This is a genomic window from Acinetobacter sp. ME22 (assembly GCF_022012315.1).
Lineage (GTDB): Bacteria > Pseudomonadota > Gammaproteobacteria > Pseudomonadales > Moraxellaceae > Acinetobacter > Acinetobacter brisouii_A.
The window spans coordinates 375,110-390,240 of the sequence record NZ_JAKLTL010000002.1; the positions used below are offsets into that span (position 1 = coordinate 375,110).

The following is a 15,131-nucleotide window of genomic DNA, read 5'->3' on the forward strand; positions in this document are numbered from 1 at the left end:
GAAGATAAGGAAATCAGCCATGAACACATTTATTCCATTAAAAGTAAAAACCATTACACCGCAGACCGATCAGGCGATTTGTATTGCCTTTGATGTACCCAATGAAGTGCAGTCCCAGTTTGATTTTCAGGCAGGGCAACATCTGACCATTCGTCATCTTACAGAGCAAGGTGAAATTCGCCGTTGTTATTCGATTTGCAGTCATGCTGCTACCGAAGATATCAGTATCGCGGTGAAAAAAATTGATCAGGGACAATTTTCCACATGGGCAAATGAGCATTTGCAGGTGGGCGATATCTTGGAAGTCATGCCACCTCAAGGGGTGTTTTTCCAGAAAGCGGCCAAGCAGGGTGGTCGACATTATTTAGGTGTGGCTGCAGGCAGCGGCATTACGCCAATTCTGTCGATCATCAAACATGTGTTGTTTGAACAGCCTGAAGCCAGTTTTACCTTGTTGTATGGCAACCGTTCATGGAAGCAGACCATGTTCGCTGAACAGATTATGGATTTGAAAGACCAGTTCAAAACCCGTTTTCAGCTCATCAATATTTTTTCTCGCGAGATGAATGAAAGCGAGTTGATGAACGGGCGGATTGATGTTGCCAAGTTGCAACAACTGTTTGGTCATGAGGTGCTTGAACCGATTTTTGATCACTGCTTTGCCTGCGGCCCTGAAGAAATGATGCAGGCTGTAGAAGTTGTGTTGCCTGAATTGGGCATCGACAGAACCCGTATTCACACCGAACGCTTTAATACAGGCGAAATCAAACGCCGTACGGCAGAACAGCAGGCCGATCGTCAGGAGGCTCAGGTCAGTATCGTGCTGGATGGTCGTGAACTGCGCATTGATGTCGGGCAGCAAGATGACAGCATTTTAGATGCAGCATTGCGTGCGGGTGCAGACTTGCCATATGCCTGTAAGGGTGGGGTGTGTGCGACCTGCCGTTGTAAGGTCTTGCAAGGTGAAGTGGATATGCTGATCAACTATAGCCTTGAAGATGAAGAAGTAGCAAAAGGCTATGTCTTGAGCTGTCAGGCATTGCCAAAAACGGCCGATGTTCGCCTGAGTTTTGACGAGTAAGGAGAATGACGATGCAAGAACTGATCACGCAAAGTTATCCTGCTGAAAAAGTATTGCTACTGAGTTTGAATCGGCTTGAAAAACGTAATGCCCTTAACAATGCCACCTTGCGCCATTTGGTCGAGCTGTTGCAACAGGCTGAGCAAAACCCAGATGTCGGCGTAGTGGTTATTACGGGGCATGCTTCCTGTTTTGCAGCAGGTGCAGATTTGGCAGAACTTGCCGATTTGGATGTGGTGAATTTGCAGCTCGATGAGCGCCCACAGCTTTGGCAAAAAATTGACAGTTTTTCCAAGCCTTTGATTGTAGCGGTAAATGGCTATGCGCTAGGCGCAGGTTTTGAATTGGTACTGCATGCTGACATCGTCCTTTGCGGGGAAAATGCCAAATTTGCCTTGCCTGAAATTGGTTTGGGCATGTTGCCTGGTGCGGGCGGTACGCAGCGTTTAGCCCGTTTGGTCGGACAGCAACTGGCAATGCGCTGGGCGATGACAGGTGAAATGCTCAGTGCCGAGCAAGCCTTACAGCACGGGATTTGTAGTCAGGTTTCACCTACAGCACTAACGGTGCAATACGCGGTGGAACTGGCAGGAAAAATTGCTCGACAGGCACCACTGGCATTACGTGTCATTAAACAATCTATCAAAAATATTCATGAAACCAGTTTGAGCCAGGGCTTAAAACTGGAGCGGCAAAGTTTTGTCTGGCTGGCTGCTACCCAAGACCGCCAAGAAGGCATCAGTGCATTTTTTGAAAAAAGAAAACCCGTATTTAAAGGACAATAAGATGATGGATTATCAGCATATTTTAGTTAAAGAACACAATCAGGTGGGTTATCTGACCCTGAACCGTCCAAAACAGCTCAACAGTTTTAATGTGGCGATGCATCAGGAAGTTGCGGAAGTCTTAAAAAACTGGACAGTCAATCCTGAAATCCGCTGCGTGGTGATTAGTGGAGAAGGTCGAGGTTTTTGTGCAGGGCAGGATTTGAGTGATCGTGTGGTCGATCCCGATGCGGCTGCGCCAGATTTGGGTGTTTCGATTGAGAAATTTTATAACCCGCTGATTAAAACCTTGGTGAATATGCCCAAGCCTGTGATTTGCGCAGTGAACGGTGTCGCCGCAGGTGCAGGGGCAAATATTGCTTTGGCATGTGATTTGGTAATCGCAGCCAAATCTGCCAGTTTTATTCAGGCATTTTGCCGTCTAGGTTTAGTGCCCGATTCGGGTGGGACATGGTTTCTACCACGCGCAGTTGGACACGCACGGGCGATGGGATTGGCGTTACTGGGCGATAAATTGTCTGCTGAAGATGCCAAACAACTCGGCATGATTTGGGATGTGGCAGAAGATGCTGAACTTCAAGATAAAGTCACAGCACTGGCGGAGCGTCTGGCAAAACAACCGACATTTGGGCTGTCTTTAATCAAAAAAGCCATTCACCAGTCCAGTCATAACACGTTTGAACAGCAACTCACTTTAGAGCGTGACTTACAGCGTATCGCAGGGCGTTCGGACGATTATCGTGAAGGTGTACAAGCTTTTATGCAAAAACGTGAACCCAACTATACGGGGTGCTGATATGACGAATCGGGATTTGTCCAATGCTCGTATCGCGGTCATTGGTTCAGGGACAATGGGCATGGGCATTGTGCAGCTTGCCATTTGTCATGGTCATCACACTTATTTGTACGATACCGATCAGGTGAAAGCTCAGCAAGCGGTTACAGCACTACGCACGACTTTGGAAAAGCTGGTTGCCAAACAAAAACTGACTACTGAACAGCTTGAGCAAGCATGGTCACGTCTGGTTATTGCCAATGCTATGGAAGAACTGAAAACTGTAGATTTGGTGATTGAAGCAATTGTCGAAAAACAGAAGGTTAAACAAGCTCTGTTTCAGCAACTTGCCGAGATTTGCCCAACCGATACCATTTTAGCCAGCAATACCTCGTCGATTTCGATTACCGCAATTGCTTCACAAGTGCCACAACCTGAGCGTGTCGTGGGACTGCATTTCTTTAATCCTGCACCGATCATGAAACTAGTGGAGATTATTCAGGGTTTAAAAACTCCTGAGCAATTGTGTCAGGCATTACAGCAGTTGATGTTGAAGTGGCGCAAAGTCCCTGTTTTAGCCCAGTCTACCCCAGGTTTTATTGTCAATCGTATTGCTCGCCCATTTTACTCGGAAGGCTTTCGTGCCTTGCAAGAGCAAGTGGTTTCGCCTGAACAGTTGGATTATCTGTTGCGTCAGTGTGGTGGTTTTGCCATGGGGCCTTGTGAACTGACTGATCTGATCGGGCAAGACGTCAACTTTTCAGTCACTCAAACGGTGTATCAGCAATTTTTCTATGAACCACGCTATCGTCCGAGTCTGGTGCAACAGCAATTGGTCGATGCAGGCTGTTATGGTCGTAAAACAGGTCAGGGATTTTATAACTATAACGATACAAGCCGAGCGCGTTATCAGCCAAGTTTGGCAAAAAGCACCTCTGTCGAATGGGATGATGCAACTTTGGCAGGGTCTTGGAACAATCAGTCTGCATTTGTGGAACGGATACAGGCGACTTATGAGCTTCGACACGTCGCAGCCAAACACAGTGTGTTGTGGATTGATGATATTGCCGTGATGTTGAGTCACGGTGAAGCTGTGAATTTCAGCGATCCACAGCAAAAAACTGTGGTTATGGACTGGCATGCCAACTGGCAGAGCGCTGAAGCGATTGCACTGAGCCATAACCTGTCTTGCCAGCCTGAAGATTTGGCGAAAGTTGCAGACTTTTTTGCAGGTTTAGGCGTTGTCGTCGTTTGGCTGAAAGATCATCCAGCTTTGCTGAGTCTACGCGTCATTGCCTTGTTAATTAATGAAGCCTGTGAAGCGGTGCAGCAAGCGGTTGCCAGCCCTGAAGATATTGATAATGCCATGAAATATGGCGTGAATTATCCGCATGGTCCATTTGAATGGTTACAGCAAATCGGTACGGCTCACATTTTAAAGACCTTGCAAAATCTGTATGAATTTTATGGCGAAGAAAAATATCGCCCGAGTGTTTATCTCAAACAGTTATTGGCTCAACAACAGCAATTTTCACATTTGGCAGTTTTGCCCGCGTCAGTATAAAAGGAATGAACTATGCACAATGTTGTAATCTGTGATCTGATCCGTACTCCAATTGGTCGTTATGCAGGCGCGCTGAGTTCAGTACGTGCCGATGATTTGGCGACCTTGCCCATTCAGTATTTAAAAAATAAACATCCCAATTTGCCGTGGGAACAACTCGATGAAGTGATTTTGGGCTGTGCCAACCAAGCGGGAGAAGATAACCGTAATGTGGCGCGCATGGCAGCACTGTTGGCGGGACTGCCTGAAAGTGTACCTGCGGTGACCGTCAATCGTTTATGTGCTTCAGGCTTGGATGCAGTTGGACTGGCAGCGCGCAGTGTTAAGGCGGGTGAAGCAGAATTTATGCTGGCAGGTGGGGTTGAATCCATGAGCCGTGCGCCTTTTGTGCAGTCTAAATCGCAAGAAGCCTTTGCCCGTACCCCTGAAATCTATGACACCACCATTGGCTGGCGTTTTGTGAATAAGAAAATGCAGGCAAATTTTGGGATCGACAGCATGCCTGAAACGGCTGAAAACGTGGCAGAAAAATATCAGATTAGCCGTGCCGATCAGGATGCGTTTGCGCTACGCAGTCAGCAAAAAGCCGCAGAAGCCCAGCAGGCAAAACGTTTCGATATCGAAATTATGCCTGTGGACATTACCAACCGTAAAAAACAGGTCACGCAGATCACGCAAGATGAGCATTTGCGCCCAGACACAACCTTGGATGCCTTGGCAAAACTCAAAGCGCCGTTTCGTACCCAAGGTGGAACAGTCACCGCTGGAAATGCTTCGGGTGTGAACGATGGCGCGGCATGTGTACTGATGACCAGTCAGACATTTGCTGAACAGCATCAGTTACAGCCTTTGGCACGCGTGGTGGGTTATGCCAGTGCTGGGGTTGAGCCGAAATATATGGGTATTGGCCCTGTGCCTGCCATTCACAAAGTCTTGAAGCAAACAGGGCTGAGCCTAGAACAAATGGATGTGATCGAACTCAATGAAGCCTTTGCTTCGCAGTCGTTGGCAGTACTGCGAGAGTTGGGGTTAAGTGATGATGATGCACGCGTGAATCCAAATGGTGGTGCGATTGCGTTGGGGCATCCACTGGGCATGAGTGGTACGCGCTTAGTGATTACCGCAACCCATGAACTGAAACAGCGTCAAGGACGTTACGCCTTGTGTAGCATGTGTGTCGGTGTAGGACAGGGTGTCGCACTGATTCTGGAAAATCTCAGTGCAGTTTAAAGACCATTAAACAATAAAATAAAAATACTCAGGGAGAGTCATAATGCAGGTTCAACATACGGATATTCATGAAAACTTGCCACTTGAAACATTACGTCAGTTGCAATTTGAGCGTCTCAAGCAAACGCTGCATCACGCTTATCAAAACAGTGCTGTATATCGGCAGAAGTTTGATGCGGCGGGGGTGCACCCCGATGATCTGCACACACTGGCAGATTTGGCCAAGTTTCCATTTACCACCAAGCAGGATCTACGCGAAAATTATCCATTTGGCATGTTTGCTGTCCCACAACAGGATATTGTCAGGCTGCATGCTTCATCGGGTACGACAGGCAAACCTACGGTCGTCGGTTACACCCAGCAAGACATTCAGACATGGGCAGACCTTATGGCACGGTGTTTGCGTGTTGCAGGGTTAGATCATTCGGATACGGTGCAAGTGGCGTATGGCTACGGTTTATTTACGGGTGGTTTAGGGGCGCATTATGGTGTGGAGCGACTCGGTGCAACAGTCATTCCGATGTCAGGCGGGCAGACTGAAAAACAGATTCAACTGATTCAGGATTTTAAGCCGACTGCCTTAATGGTTACACCATCTTATTGTGTCAATATTATTGAACAGTTAGAGAAGCAATGCGGTACAGCCAAAGAAACTTCCTTGAAAGTCGGAATTTTTGGTGCAGAACCTTGGACAGAAGAAATGCGCCGTGAAATTGAAACCCGTTTGAATATCAAGGCACTGGATATTTATGGATTGTCTGAAGTGATGGGGCCTGGAGTTGCTATGCAGGCCGCAGATGACACGACGGGTTTAACCATTTGGGAAGATCATTTCTATCCTGAAATTATCCATCCTGAAACAGGTGAAGTCCTGCCTGATGGTGAAATTGGTGAGCTAGTGTTTACCACCATCACCAAACAGGGTATGCCTGTGATTCGTTACCGTACCCGTGATTTGACCTATCTGATGGCGGGGCAGCACTGTGCCATGCGTCGTATGCAAAAAGTAGTTGGACGCAGTGATGACATGCTGATTATTCGCGGGGTTAATGTTTTTCCGACCCAGATTGAGGAGCAGATTCTTAAAATTCCACAACTGATTCCAAATTATGAAATTCATGTGTCCAAGAAAGGGCATATGGATACATTGCATATCCGAACGGAAATGAGTCAATATACGCAAACCGCCGCGTTACAGCTCGCACAAGAGTTACAGCACAAAATCAAGACCATGGTTGGTGTCTCTGTAACGGTTGAAATTCTGGCTGAAGCGATGCTGCCGAGATCGGAAGGCAAGGCAAAACGCGTCATTGACTTAAGAAAGATCGCCTAAGCAGGACAACCTGCATATTTAAAAGTTAGAGAGATATGAGCGTACGTATTCAGCACATTATTCAGTATTTGATTGAACAAGAACCCCTTAGTGCGACCTCTTTGGTGTCGAGTATTTATGGGGATTCAATTTTGCATCGGGGCGGCAACATTAGTCTGGCGAGCCTGATTCAACTGGTTGAACCTTTTGGGTTTAATGATCGTGCGGTACGTACAGCCGTATTTCGTTTGGTAAAAAATGAATGGCTCGACTCACAAAAGGTGGGTCGTACCAGTTTTTATCGGATTACCGATGCCAGCCGTAAAGTGTATGTGCAGGCAGAGCAGCGTATTTATAACCATCAAATGCGTGATTGGGATCACTATTGGGATCTGATTTTGCTCAGTTCAGTAGAGATGGAAAATAAAGTCACATTGAAAAAAGAACTGGAATGGCTCGGTTTTTCCAGTATTGCGACCAATGTGATGGCCTATCCAGGCTTTGATCAAGCTAAGCTACAAAAACTGCTGATTGAATTGAACATGATGGATCAGGTGGTGGTATTTAAAGCGCAAACCCTTGATCTATGGGCAGGTTCTTCCGATACAGTGGCGCGTATGCTGGAAGTGAACTGGCCGATTGACGAGATCAAACAGCGCTATTTGAGATTCTTGGAACAGTTTAGAGAAATTGCAGCCTTGCTGAATCAGGAACAGGAAGAGATCAGTCCGCAGCAGGCATTTTTACTGCGTATTTTATTGATTCATCATTATCGTCGTATTTTGCTCAAAGATCCGTCTTTGCCGCTCGAGCTATTGCCTGCCGACTGGCCTGCGGTGAATGCCCGCAATTTAAGCGTAAATATTTACAAGCGCATCTTTGAACAGGCCGATGAATATTTTCTGTCGATTGCCAAAACTGCCGAAGGTTCACTACCTGCGATTCATTCCAATTTTTACAAGCGTTTTGGTGGTTTGGAACTTGCTGCCGCATCATAAAAAGGATGACCAGATATGCCATGTTATTCAATTGACGGGGTAATGCCTGTGGTTCACCGTCAGGCATTTGTGCACCCAACTGCTGTGTTGATTGGCGATGTGGTGGTGGATGCAGGGGTATATATTGGGCCTTTGGCAGTCCTAAGAGCTGATTTTGGCGGTATCCGCATTGGTTACCATGCCAATGTGCAGGACAACTGTGTGATTCATGGCTTTCCGCAAAGTGTGACCGTGGTTGACGACATGGGGCATATTGGACATGCCGCGATCTTGCATGGTTGTAAAGTCGGAAAAAATGCCATGATTGGCATGAACAGTGTGATTCTTGATGACTGTGAAATTGGTGAAAATGCGATTATTGGTGCGAACAGTACCGTAACGGCAAAGACCAAGATTCCTGCCAACAGCTTGGCATTGGGCAGCCCTGCAAAAATTATTCGGGAATTAAGAGCTGAAGAGATTGCATGGAAAACCCAAGGAACACAACAATATATCGAGTTGACTCAGCGCTGTTTGCGTAGCCTGCAAGAGGTTACACCATTGAATGAGCAAGACTTGCTACTACCTCGTAAATCCTACTTGGATTTTCAGGCAGAGCATCACACAAAACAAAAATAAACGATACGTTTTATTATTAAAAATATAATAATGTGTTTTATTTAACACTGTGTATTCTATTTGAATTTTTTAAACTTTTGATGGCTATATTTGCCATGAATTCAGCATAAGTTTTCATTAAACTGATAAATTTATTGATTTTATTTTGCGTAAAAATTATGCAAAATAACTGTTGATTTTTTTGTTCTTGATTATATGATATGAAATATATATTTTAATTAATAAAATGTATCATAAAAATCACGGAGTGATGGAATGAGTCAAAATGAGTTTGATTACATTGTGTGTGGTGCAGGTTCAGCAGGATGCGTTGTGACTTCACGCTTGCTTGAACATAAAAAAGGAACGGTCTTGTTGCTTGAAGCAGGCGGAAATGACAACAGTATTTTTATTCGTATGCCTGCGGGTGTACAGCAGGTGATTGCCACCAAAACTTGGCAATACACTACTGAGCCAGACCCGAGTACCTATAATCGTCGGATGTCCTGTGCTCAAGGGAAAGTTTTGGGCGGAAGTAGTTCGGTCAATGGCATGATTTATTTGCGTGGTCACAAGGAAGACTACGATGAGTGGGAACAAAAATATGGCTGTGAGGGTTGGGGATTTTCTTCGATCTTGCCGTATTTTAAAAAAGCCGAAAATAATGAAACCTTGTCAGGCGAATATCACGGTACACAAGGGCCTTTACATGTCAGCGATAACCACTATCGCCATCCACTCAGTCGCGCTTTTATTCAGGCGGGGCAAGAACTGGGTTTGAATTATGTCACCGACTTCAACGGAAAGTCTCAGCAGGGTGTTGGATTCTTCCAAACCACGACTCATAAAGGAGAGCGCGCCAGTACTTCAAAAACCTATTTGAATCGAGTCAAAGATAACCCCAATTTAACCGTACAGTTGAATGCTCTGGTTGCGCAGGTGCTTGTGGAAAATGATCGCGCTGTTGGGGTGAAATGCATCATCAATGGCACTGAGCAAACCTTTAAAGCCCGTAAAACTGTGGTGGTCAGTTCAGGTTCTTTGGGATCTCCGAAAATTCTGATGCTTTCAGGGATTGGACCACAGCAGCATCTACAGTCTGTTGGTATTCCAACCATTAAAAATCTGCCTGTCGGGCATAACTACCATGACCACATGCATGTCTCGGTCAATGCCACCATCAAACAACCTATTTCACTGTATGGTGAAGATCTGGGTTTTAAAAAACTCGAGAATGGTCTGCAATGGTTGATGTTTAAAAAAGGTGTGGTGTCTTCCAATATTTTAGAAGCGGGCGCATTTATCGACACCAACAATGAAGGCCGTCCAGACATTCAGGCACATTTTTTACCTGGACTGGATACATGGGATGATCCAAGCGGTTTAGGTCAGGGCAAGACCCATGGTATTACATTTAAAAACTGTCATTTGCGCCCACGCTCACGTGGCAAAGTATGCCTAAGTAGCAAAAATCCTGAAGATATGGTGAAAGTACAAGGTAATTTGTTACATGACGATTATGATGTGGCAGGCATGATTCGGGCGACGCAATTCGGTATGGACTTAATGAAAATGCCTGCCTTGTCGAAGTATGTCGATGATGTGTTTTCACCGACAGCCGATCGTAACGACACCCAAGCGATCGAAGAATTTGTGCGTAGTACTTGTAAAACCACCTATCACCCTGTGGGCACATGCCGTATGGGACAACATGAACAGGATTCGGTGGTTGATTTAGACCTGAAAGTACATGGTATCAACAATTTACGCGTCATTGATTGTTCGGTTTTTCCATCTGTACCGAGTGGCAATACCAATGCACCGACCATTGCCGTAGCAGAACGTGCTGTCGATTTATTGATTCAACAAACCTAAGCGGGACACATGAGCTTTTTAGAGGATGAATATATGCTCAATACGATGATTTATCAGGGACAACACATACAAGGTTTGGAGAAGTCATTTGATGTACTGAATCCTGCGACATTAGATGTAATTGCAAGCTGTGCTTCTGCCAGTGCTCAACAGGTAGATGATGCTGTCAGTGGCGCAGTTACCGCCTTTCAAACTTGGCAGAACACCAGTGATGTTGAAATCAGCCGAATGCTCGAGCAGATTGCCAATGATATCGAGGCAGATAAGGAAAATATTGCCCGACTCATTACACAGGAACAGGGCAAACCTTTGTTCTTGGCAGAACTTGAAGTGGATCTGGCAGTGTACTGGACGAAGATCACCAATCAGCTTGAGATTCCAGTATTAAAACATACCGATGAAAATGGCAAACATATGCAGGTTTATCATCGTCCACTCGGTGTTGTCGCTTCGGTTACACCGTGGAACTGGCCATTTATGATTGCGGTGTGGCATATGATTCCTGCACTGAAAACCAAGAACTGTGTCATTAACAAACCTTCAGAATTTACGCCGTTAAGTACCATTCGGCTGGTCGAGATTATTAACCGCCATGTGCCTAAAGGGGTCTGTAATTTGTTGCTAGGGGCAGGTGAGGTCGGGTCGCAACTGACCAACCATGTTGATGTTGCCAAGGTCACCTTTACAGGTTCAACGCCTGTAGGTAAAAAGATCTTGGCGGCTTCAGTTGAGCAGCTCCGTCATGTGGTACTTGAACTGGGTGGTAATGATGCCGCATTGGTACTAGATGATGTGGATGTTGACGAAATTGCACCGAAAATTTTTATGAGTGCATTTTTCAATGCAGGGCAAACCTGTGCCTGTATTAAACGGGTGTATGCGCATGAAAGTGTCTATGATCGTCTTGTAGCAAAATTGGCGGAAATTGCCGACAGCCAAATTTTGGGAGATGGTTTAAACCCTGAAACCACGCTAGGCCCTGTGCAAAATGTCAATCAGTACCGAAAAGTACAAGGTTTACTGGAAAAAGCCTTGGCAGATGGTGCAAAGATTGCCAATAAACAGCAAATTACTGTGCCTGAAAAAGGCTACTTCTTACGTCCACTGATTTTGACAGATATGTCTGAAGACAGTGAAATTTTTGCGACTGAACAGTTTGGGCCAATTTTGCCAATTGTAAAATTCTCAGATTTGGATGACGTGATTGTACGTGCCAATCAATCGAGTTATGGTCTGGGTGGATCAGTCTGGTCGAGTAACATTGAACAGGCTGCTGCCATAGCCAGCCAGTTACAAACAGGAACAGTCTGGATCAATAGCCATTCTGACGTTTCTCCTTATGCCGAGTTTGGTGGCTGGAAACAGTCAGGCTTGGGTTGTTCATTTAGTCTAGATGGTTTGCTGGAATTTACCCATAAACAGGCGATTCATATTCCAAAAAATTAGCAGATTTTTTTTGATTAGTTGAAGTATGATGTTTGACTGATCGTTCAGCATGGGCATGAATTGAACATGCTGCAACGCACATCTTGATTTCGTTTAGGATTAATTGGATCAGGATGTGTGCGTTAACTTACCCACTTGAAACTTCAGATGAGGGATTATCATGGATTTTCGACATTGGGTCGCTTTTGTGGACAACTTTACGACCTCTATTGCACAGGTCATGCCTGTGGACAGCTTCTTTTCCTATGAGATGGCATCGCCTTCTTTTGCACATTCTTATTATTATCAGAATCTTCCTAAAACAACGGTTGATTCATACCTGAATAAGGATTATTTGCATGATCCTCTGTTTTTTGGTCGCCATTACGCACACAAAGACAATATGGTGGTGCTGAGTCAGCAGCCGATCACTGCCGAATATCAAGAATTCTTAAACGAAAGCCAATTGGTGGACAATGTTGAGCTGTTTTTTAAGATTAACCAAGTTCCTGTGAAAGGGTTGAGTTTGATTCGAGTCAATCAAAAGCCGTTTTCTGTCCAAGAATTGCAACTTTTGCAAAGTTTCTATTCACTGGCGAATTATCATTTTTCACAAACCTTTGAAAGCCCACAAAAAAGTTTGTGTCAGCGAATTGTTCAGGAATTTACCAAAAAAGAGCAGCAAGTCATTGAGCTGATCATGCAAGGCAAGAAAAATCAGAGTATTGCAGATGAGCTTTTTGTGAGTTTACCGACCATTAAAACCCATATTCAGCATATTTTCCAGAAAATGCATGTCGGTAGTAAACAAGAGCTAATTAGTAAAATCATGCATCTGAGTTAACTTGACCAAATCAAGATTTGGATTTTAGTGATAGATTTGTCTGCCTGTGAAATTGTGTTGTGCGGCGGGCTCGTATCATCATCTAGCAAGTAAGACTGGCTTAAATTTAACGAAAGTTAATCATTTGACTATAAGATTTCATGCTGGATATACACATCAATCTATAAGATGCTTTAAACTGATCAAAATGAAGATTTTGAGAGATCTAAATGTCTGCACCTAAAGACAAACCAACAAAAATTACGATGGATGAGCATAAGCAAAATATTGATTATATTTTTAATGAAGTTGGGTTTAGTTTTTTTGTACTGAAAAACTTTTTATGGTTTTTTTGGTGGTTAGATCTGGGATTATTACCTGTTAAAATCATAACTTATTTGTACTCAAATCATGCAACATGGTTGTCTTATGATTATGACTTAAAGAGTTACTCATGGCTAATGTTTGATCAAGCACCAACCTTAAGTTATATTGGCTGGTTCTGTATTGCATTGGCATTATCTAACCCTAAAACAATTCAACACATTTTTTATCGTGTCCCACTGCTTAAAATCAAAATTAGCCGAGATCTCTTAAATACTCAAACTTTGGTTTATGGCTTTTTTGTCGGCTTTTTGGCGTCGCATTTATCAAGTGTTTTGATGGATTTACCCGATATTTTTGCATCTAGTGCTATCAACTATATCCGTATTTTTTGAGTGGCTGTCATCAACAAAATATCAGATTTGTTTAAATACTTTGCAGAGGATTACACAAATCATGATCAGCAGTAGATAAAGCAGGTATTCGATCCAGTCATTAGTAGGGTCATTGAGTTTATATTGATACAGATAGTAACCTAGCAAGCTTAAGATGATTGTTGTTACGATATACATAGGCTGTAGAGCAGATAAATTGTAAAAATAGAGGGAGAATAATGTGCCATGTTCTCCCTTGTGTTTTTATAGAGTCAAATGGATAAGGTAATCTTTTAACACACCTGCTGATTTTGACATGAGTGCAGGAGCATAGTTTTGATTGTCCTCTCGTAACAATGGAATATTGATATTGGCTTTGCGTAGCTCACAGGTATGACCAATTAGCCATTTTTCTAAATCTTCTTCTGCCACCTCAATATGAAACTGCAAAGCTAAAATGTTCTGTCCAATTTTAAATGCTTGGTTTGGGTAAAGCGCAGAGCTTGCTAGCAGTTCAGCTTGGGCGGGTAAGTCAAAGGTATCCCCATGCCAATGTAAAACAGCCGTATCTCCCAGTGTTGTTAATAGATTATTGGCAGCTTGAGATAAAGTGAGAGAACTCCAGCCAATTTCCTTCGTATGTCCAGCATAAACAGAAGCACCTAGAGCATGAGCAATCAGTTGTGCGCCTAAACAGATTCCCAATGTTGGTTTGTTGGCTGCAAGGCGCTCTCTGAGTCCTGAGATTTCATCAATTAAAAATGGATAATCATCTTGCTCATAGACACCAATCGGCCCACCTAAAATCACAACTAAGCCATCGTAAGCAAGTGCTGTTGTTAAATCATCTACGCCAGCATCAAAGTAACGTACGCGATAACCATATTGATAGAAGACATCCTCTAGAGCACCTAAATCTTCAAAGGCAAGATGCTGGATGGCATAAACTGTTTCGGGCAACTGGGGGTTAATTAGAGTCATTTTATTCACACATCACTTTATTGGTTCACAGCATTTCATTTTTTAAATTGAGATGGCAAGCATAACTTACAAAAAAAGAAGAGTAAGTTAATCAAAAGTCAGTCATTTAACTGGCTGATGAATCACGATGACTCATCAGCTCTGAAAGAAAGATTATTTCTTTTGTGTTGCTAAATAAGTTGTTGCAACATCTAAAGCATAATCTTGGCATGCTTCGCCTGTATTGGGATTGTATCCACCATTATTGGTGGCATTATTCGATAAAATTCGAATACCGAGGAATGGAACTTTATAAAATGATGCAACTTGTGCTGCTGAAGCAGTTTCCATTTCTTCTACAGACGTTTTGTAGTTGTCATGGAAAAACTTAATGCGGTCTAACTCATTGTTCCATGTATCTGCTGAGCCAATAACACCTTCAACAACATGTCCTTTGGTATATGTAGTTTTGATGCTATTTGCTGCTTGAATCAGTTGAGCGTCACCTGCAAAAGTAAGGTGGCGAGTTGCCTCGGCATCGGAGTTATCATTGGGTAGAACATTAAAGGGCTTATTCCAAGCCAAAGAATTAGACCCTTCACCCAATGCTTTTTTAGGTGTAATGAACGCACCAATATTTTCTGATTGTTTCCCTAGAACAATATCAAAAACTTTAAGCTCAGGATCATGTCCACCTGCTGTGCCTTGGTTGATAATGGCAGCAGGGTGGTAGTGTTCAATTGCGAGCGTTGTCGCTGCTGCTGCATCGGTCATTCCCATACGCGTACGAGAAATCACGATAGGGTAACCTTTGTATTGACCTTCCCAAAATTGCCATCCACCATAGGTTTTGGTTTTTACATGAGTGAGTTTACTCACCATGTGATCAGTTTCTATGTCTAAAGCACCCTGAATGACAATCGGGGCTTGAGCATAAATTTGTGTTGCCAACATTAGGCTTGCAGCAAAAAGGCTAGGTTGTATTAATTTCATTTTTTATGTCCAAAA

General features: G+C 43.8%; 14 protein-coding genes. 12 read left to right on the top strand and 2 right to left on the bottom strand.

Annotated elements, in window-relative coordinates; translation table 11 throughout:
- The first annotated feature begins 19 nt into the window (after positions 1 to 19).
- From paaE to LVY74_RS04560, 12 genes are all read left to right on the top strand, one after another.
- Positions 20 to 1,081, top strand: a complete 1,062-nt coding sequence (gene paaE, locus LVY74_RS04505) for a 1,2-phenylacetyl-CoA epoxidase subunit PaaE (protein ID WP_237814008.1) — start codon at positions 20 to 22, stop codon at positions 1,079 to 1,081.
- Positions 1,082 to 1,092: 11 nt separating this feature from the next.
- Positions 1,093 to 1,866 (top strand): enoyl-CoA hydratase-related protein, encoded by a 774-nt coding sequence (locus LVY74_RS04510; RefSeq protein ID WP_237814009.1) that lies wholly within the window; start codon positions 1,093 to 1,095, stop codon positions 1,864 to 1,866.
- A gap of 4 nt (positions 1,867 to 1,870) precedes the next feature.
- Positions 1,871 to 2,662 (top strand): 2-(1,2-epoxy-1,2-dihydrophenyl)acetyl-CoA isomerase PaaG, encoded by a 792-nt coding sequence (gene paaG / locus LVY74_RS04515; RefSeq protein WP_237814108.1) that lies wholly within the window; start codon positions 1,871 to 1,873, stop codon positions 2,660 to 2,662.
- Between the two features lies 1 nt (position 2,663).
- On the top strand, positions 2,664 to 4,205 hold the full coding sequence (locus LVY74_RS04520) for a 3-hydroxyacyl-CoA dehydrogenase (RefSeq protein WP_237814010.1): 1,542 nt from the start codon (positions 2,664 to 2,666) through the stop codon (positions 4,203 to 4,205).
- A gap of 12 nt (positions 4,206 to 4,217) precedes the next feature.
- Complete coding sequence (gene pcaF / locus LVY74_RS04525) at positions 4,218 to 5,435, top strand: 3-oxoadipyl-CoA thiolase (RefSeq protein WP_237814011.1); 1,218 nt, start codon at positions 4,218 to 4,220, stop codon at positions 5,433 to 5,435.
- Between the two features lie 43 nt (positions 5,436 to 5,478).
- Complete coding sequence (paaK, locus tag LVY74_RS04530) at positions 5,479 to 6,768, top strand: phenylacetate--CoA ligase PaaK (protein WP_237814012.1); 1,290 nt, start codon at positions 5,479 to 5,481, stop codon at positions 6,766 to 6,768.
- Between the two features lie 35 nt (positions 6,769 to 6,803).
- Positions 6,804 to 7,745, top strand: a complete 942-nt coding sequence (gene paaX / locus LVY74_RS04535) for a phenylacetic acid degradation operon negative regulatory protein PaaX (RefSeq protein WP_237814013.1) — start codon at positions 6,804 to 6,806, stop codon at positions 7,743 to 7,745.
- Between the two features lie 15 nt (positions 7,746 to 7,760).
- Entirely contained in the window at positions 7,761 to 8,363 is a 603-nt protein-coding gene (locus LVY74_RS04540) for a gamma carbonic anhydrase family protein (protein ID WP_237814014.1), read from the top strand.
- A 255-nt stretch (positions 8,364 to 8,618) separates the two neighbouring features.
- On the top strand, positions 8,619 to 10,217 hold the full coding sequence (locus LVY74_RS04545; protein WP_237814015.1) for a GMC family oxidoreductase: 1,599 nt from the start codon (positions 8,619 to 8,621) through the stop codon (positions 10,215 to 10,217).
- Between the two features lie 33 nt (positions 10,218 to 10,250).
- Positions 10,251 to 11,663, top strand: coding sequence for an aldehyde dehydrogenase family protein (locus tag LVY74_RS04550; protein WP_237814109.1), 1,413 nt, complete (start codon positions 10,251 to 10,253; stop codon positions 11,661 to 11,663).
- A gap of 160 nt (positions 11,664 to 11,823) precedes the next feature.
- Positions 11,824 to 12,486 carry a response regulator transcription factor gene (locus LVY74_RS04555; RefSeq protein ID WP_237814016.1) on the top strand — a complete coding sequence of 221 codons (663 nt, stop codon included), beginning with the start codon at positions 11,824 to 11,826 and terminating at the stop codon, positions 12,484 to 12,486.
- 209 nt (positions 12,487 to 12,695) lie between these two features.
- Positions 12,696 to 13,184, top strand: coding sequence for a hypothetical protein (locus LVY74_RS04560; RefSeq protein WP_237814017.1), 489 nt, complete (start codon positions 12,696 to 12,698; stop codon positions 13,182 to 13,184).
- 243 nt (positions 13,185 to 13,427) lie between these two features.
- Here LVY74_RS04560 and LVY74_RS04565 read toward each other — a convergent pair whose 3' ends face one another.
- Both LVY74_RS04565 and LVY74_RS04570 read right to left on the bottom strand, forming a co-directional pair.
- Positions 13,428 to 14,144: a glutamine amidotransferase gene (locus tag LVY74_RS04565; RefSeq protein ID WP_237814018.1), complete on the bottom strand. Its 717-nt coding sequence runs from the start codon at positions 14,142 to 14,144 to the stop codon at positions 13,428 to 13,430.
- 153 nt (positions 14,145 to 14,297) lie between these two features.
- The gene (locus LVY74_RS04570) at positions 14,298 to 15,077 is read right to left on the bottom strand and encodes a 5'-methylthioadenosine/S-adenosylhomocysteine nucleosidase (protein ID WP_237814110.1); all 780 of its coding nucleotides are present in this window, start codon (positions 15,075 to 15,077) and stop codon (positions 14,298 to 14,300) included.
- Positions 15,078 to 15,131 lie beyond the last annotated feature (54 nt).

Excerpts from the sequence above, each read along its gene's own strand:
- paaG (WP_237814108.1), top strand. The coding sequence starts at position 1,871 with ATGGATTATCAGCATATTTTAGTTAAAGAACACAATCAGGTGGGTTAT.
- paaK (WP_237814012.1), top strand. The coding sequence starts at position 5,479 with ATGCAGGTTCAACATACGGATATTCATGAAAACTTGCCACTTGAAACA.
- LVY74_RS04510 (WP_237814009.1), top strand. The coding sequence starts at position 1,093 with ATGCAAGAACTGATCACGCAAAGTTATCCTGCTGAAAAAGTATTGCTA.
- LVY74_RS04545 (WP_237814015.1), top strand. The coding sequence starts at position 8,619 with ATGAGTCAAAATGAGTTTGATTACATTGTGTGTGGTGCAGGTTCAGCA.
- LVY74_RS04555 (WP_237814016.1), top strand. The coding sequence starts at position 11,824 with ATGGATTTTCGACATTGGGTCGCTTTTGTGGACAACTTTACGACCTCT.
- LVY74_RS04570 (WP_237814110.1), bottom strand. The coding sequence starts at position 15,077 with ATGTTGGCAACACAAATTTATGCTCAAGCCCCGATTGTCATTCAGGGT.
- LVY74_RS04540 (WP_237814014.1), top strand. The coding sequence starts at position 7,761 with ATGCCATGTTATTCAATTGACGGGGTAATGCCTGTGGTTCACCGTCAG.
- paaX (WP_237814013.1), top strand. The coding sequence starts at position 6,804 with ATGAGCGTACGTATTCAGCACATTATTCAGTATTTGATTGAACAAGAA.
- LVY74_RS04520 (WP_237814010.1), top strand. The coding sequence starts at position 2,664 with ATGACGAATCGGGATTTGTCCAATGCTCGTATCGCGGTCATTGGTTCA.
- pcaF (WP_237814011.1), top strand. The coding sequence starts at position 4,218 with ATGCACAATGTTGTAATCTGTGATCTGATCCGTACTCCAATTGGTCGT.
- LVY74_RS04565 (WP_237814018.1), bottom strand. The coding sequence starts at position 14,144 with ATGACTCTAATTAACCCCCAGTTGCCCGAAACAGTTTATGCCATCCAG.
- LVY74_RS04560 (WP_237814017.1), top strand. The coding sequence starts at position 12,696 with ATGTCTGCACCTAAAGACAAACCAACAAAAATTACGATGGATGAGCAT.
- LVY74_RS04550 (WP_237814109.1), top strand. The coding sequence starts at position 10,251 with ATGCTCAATACGATGATTTATCAGGGACAACACATACAAGGTTTGGAG.
- paaE (WP_237814008.1), top strand. The coding sequence starts at position 20 with ATGAACACATTTATTCCATTAAAAGTAAAAACCATTACACCGCAGACC.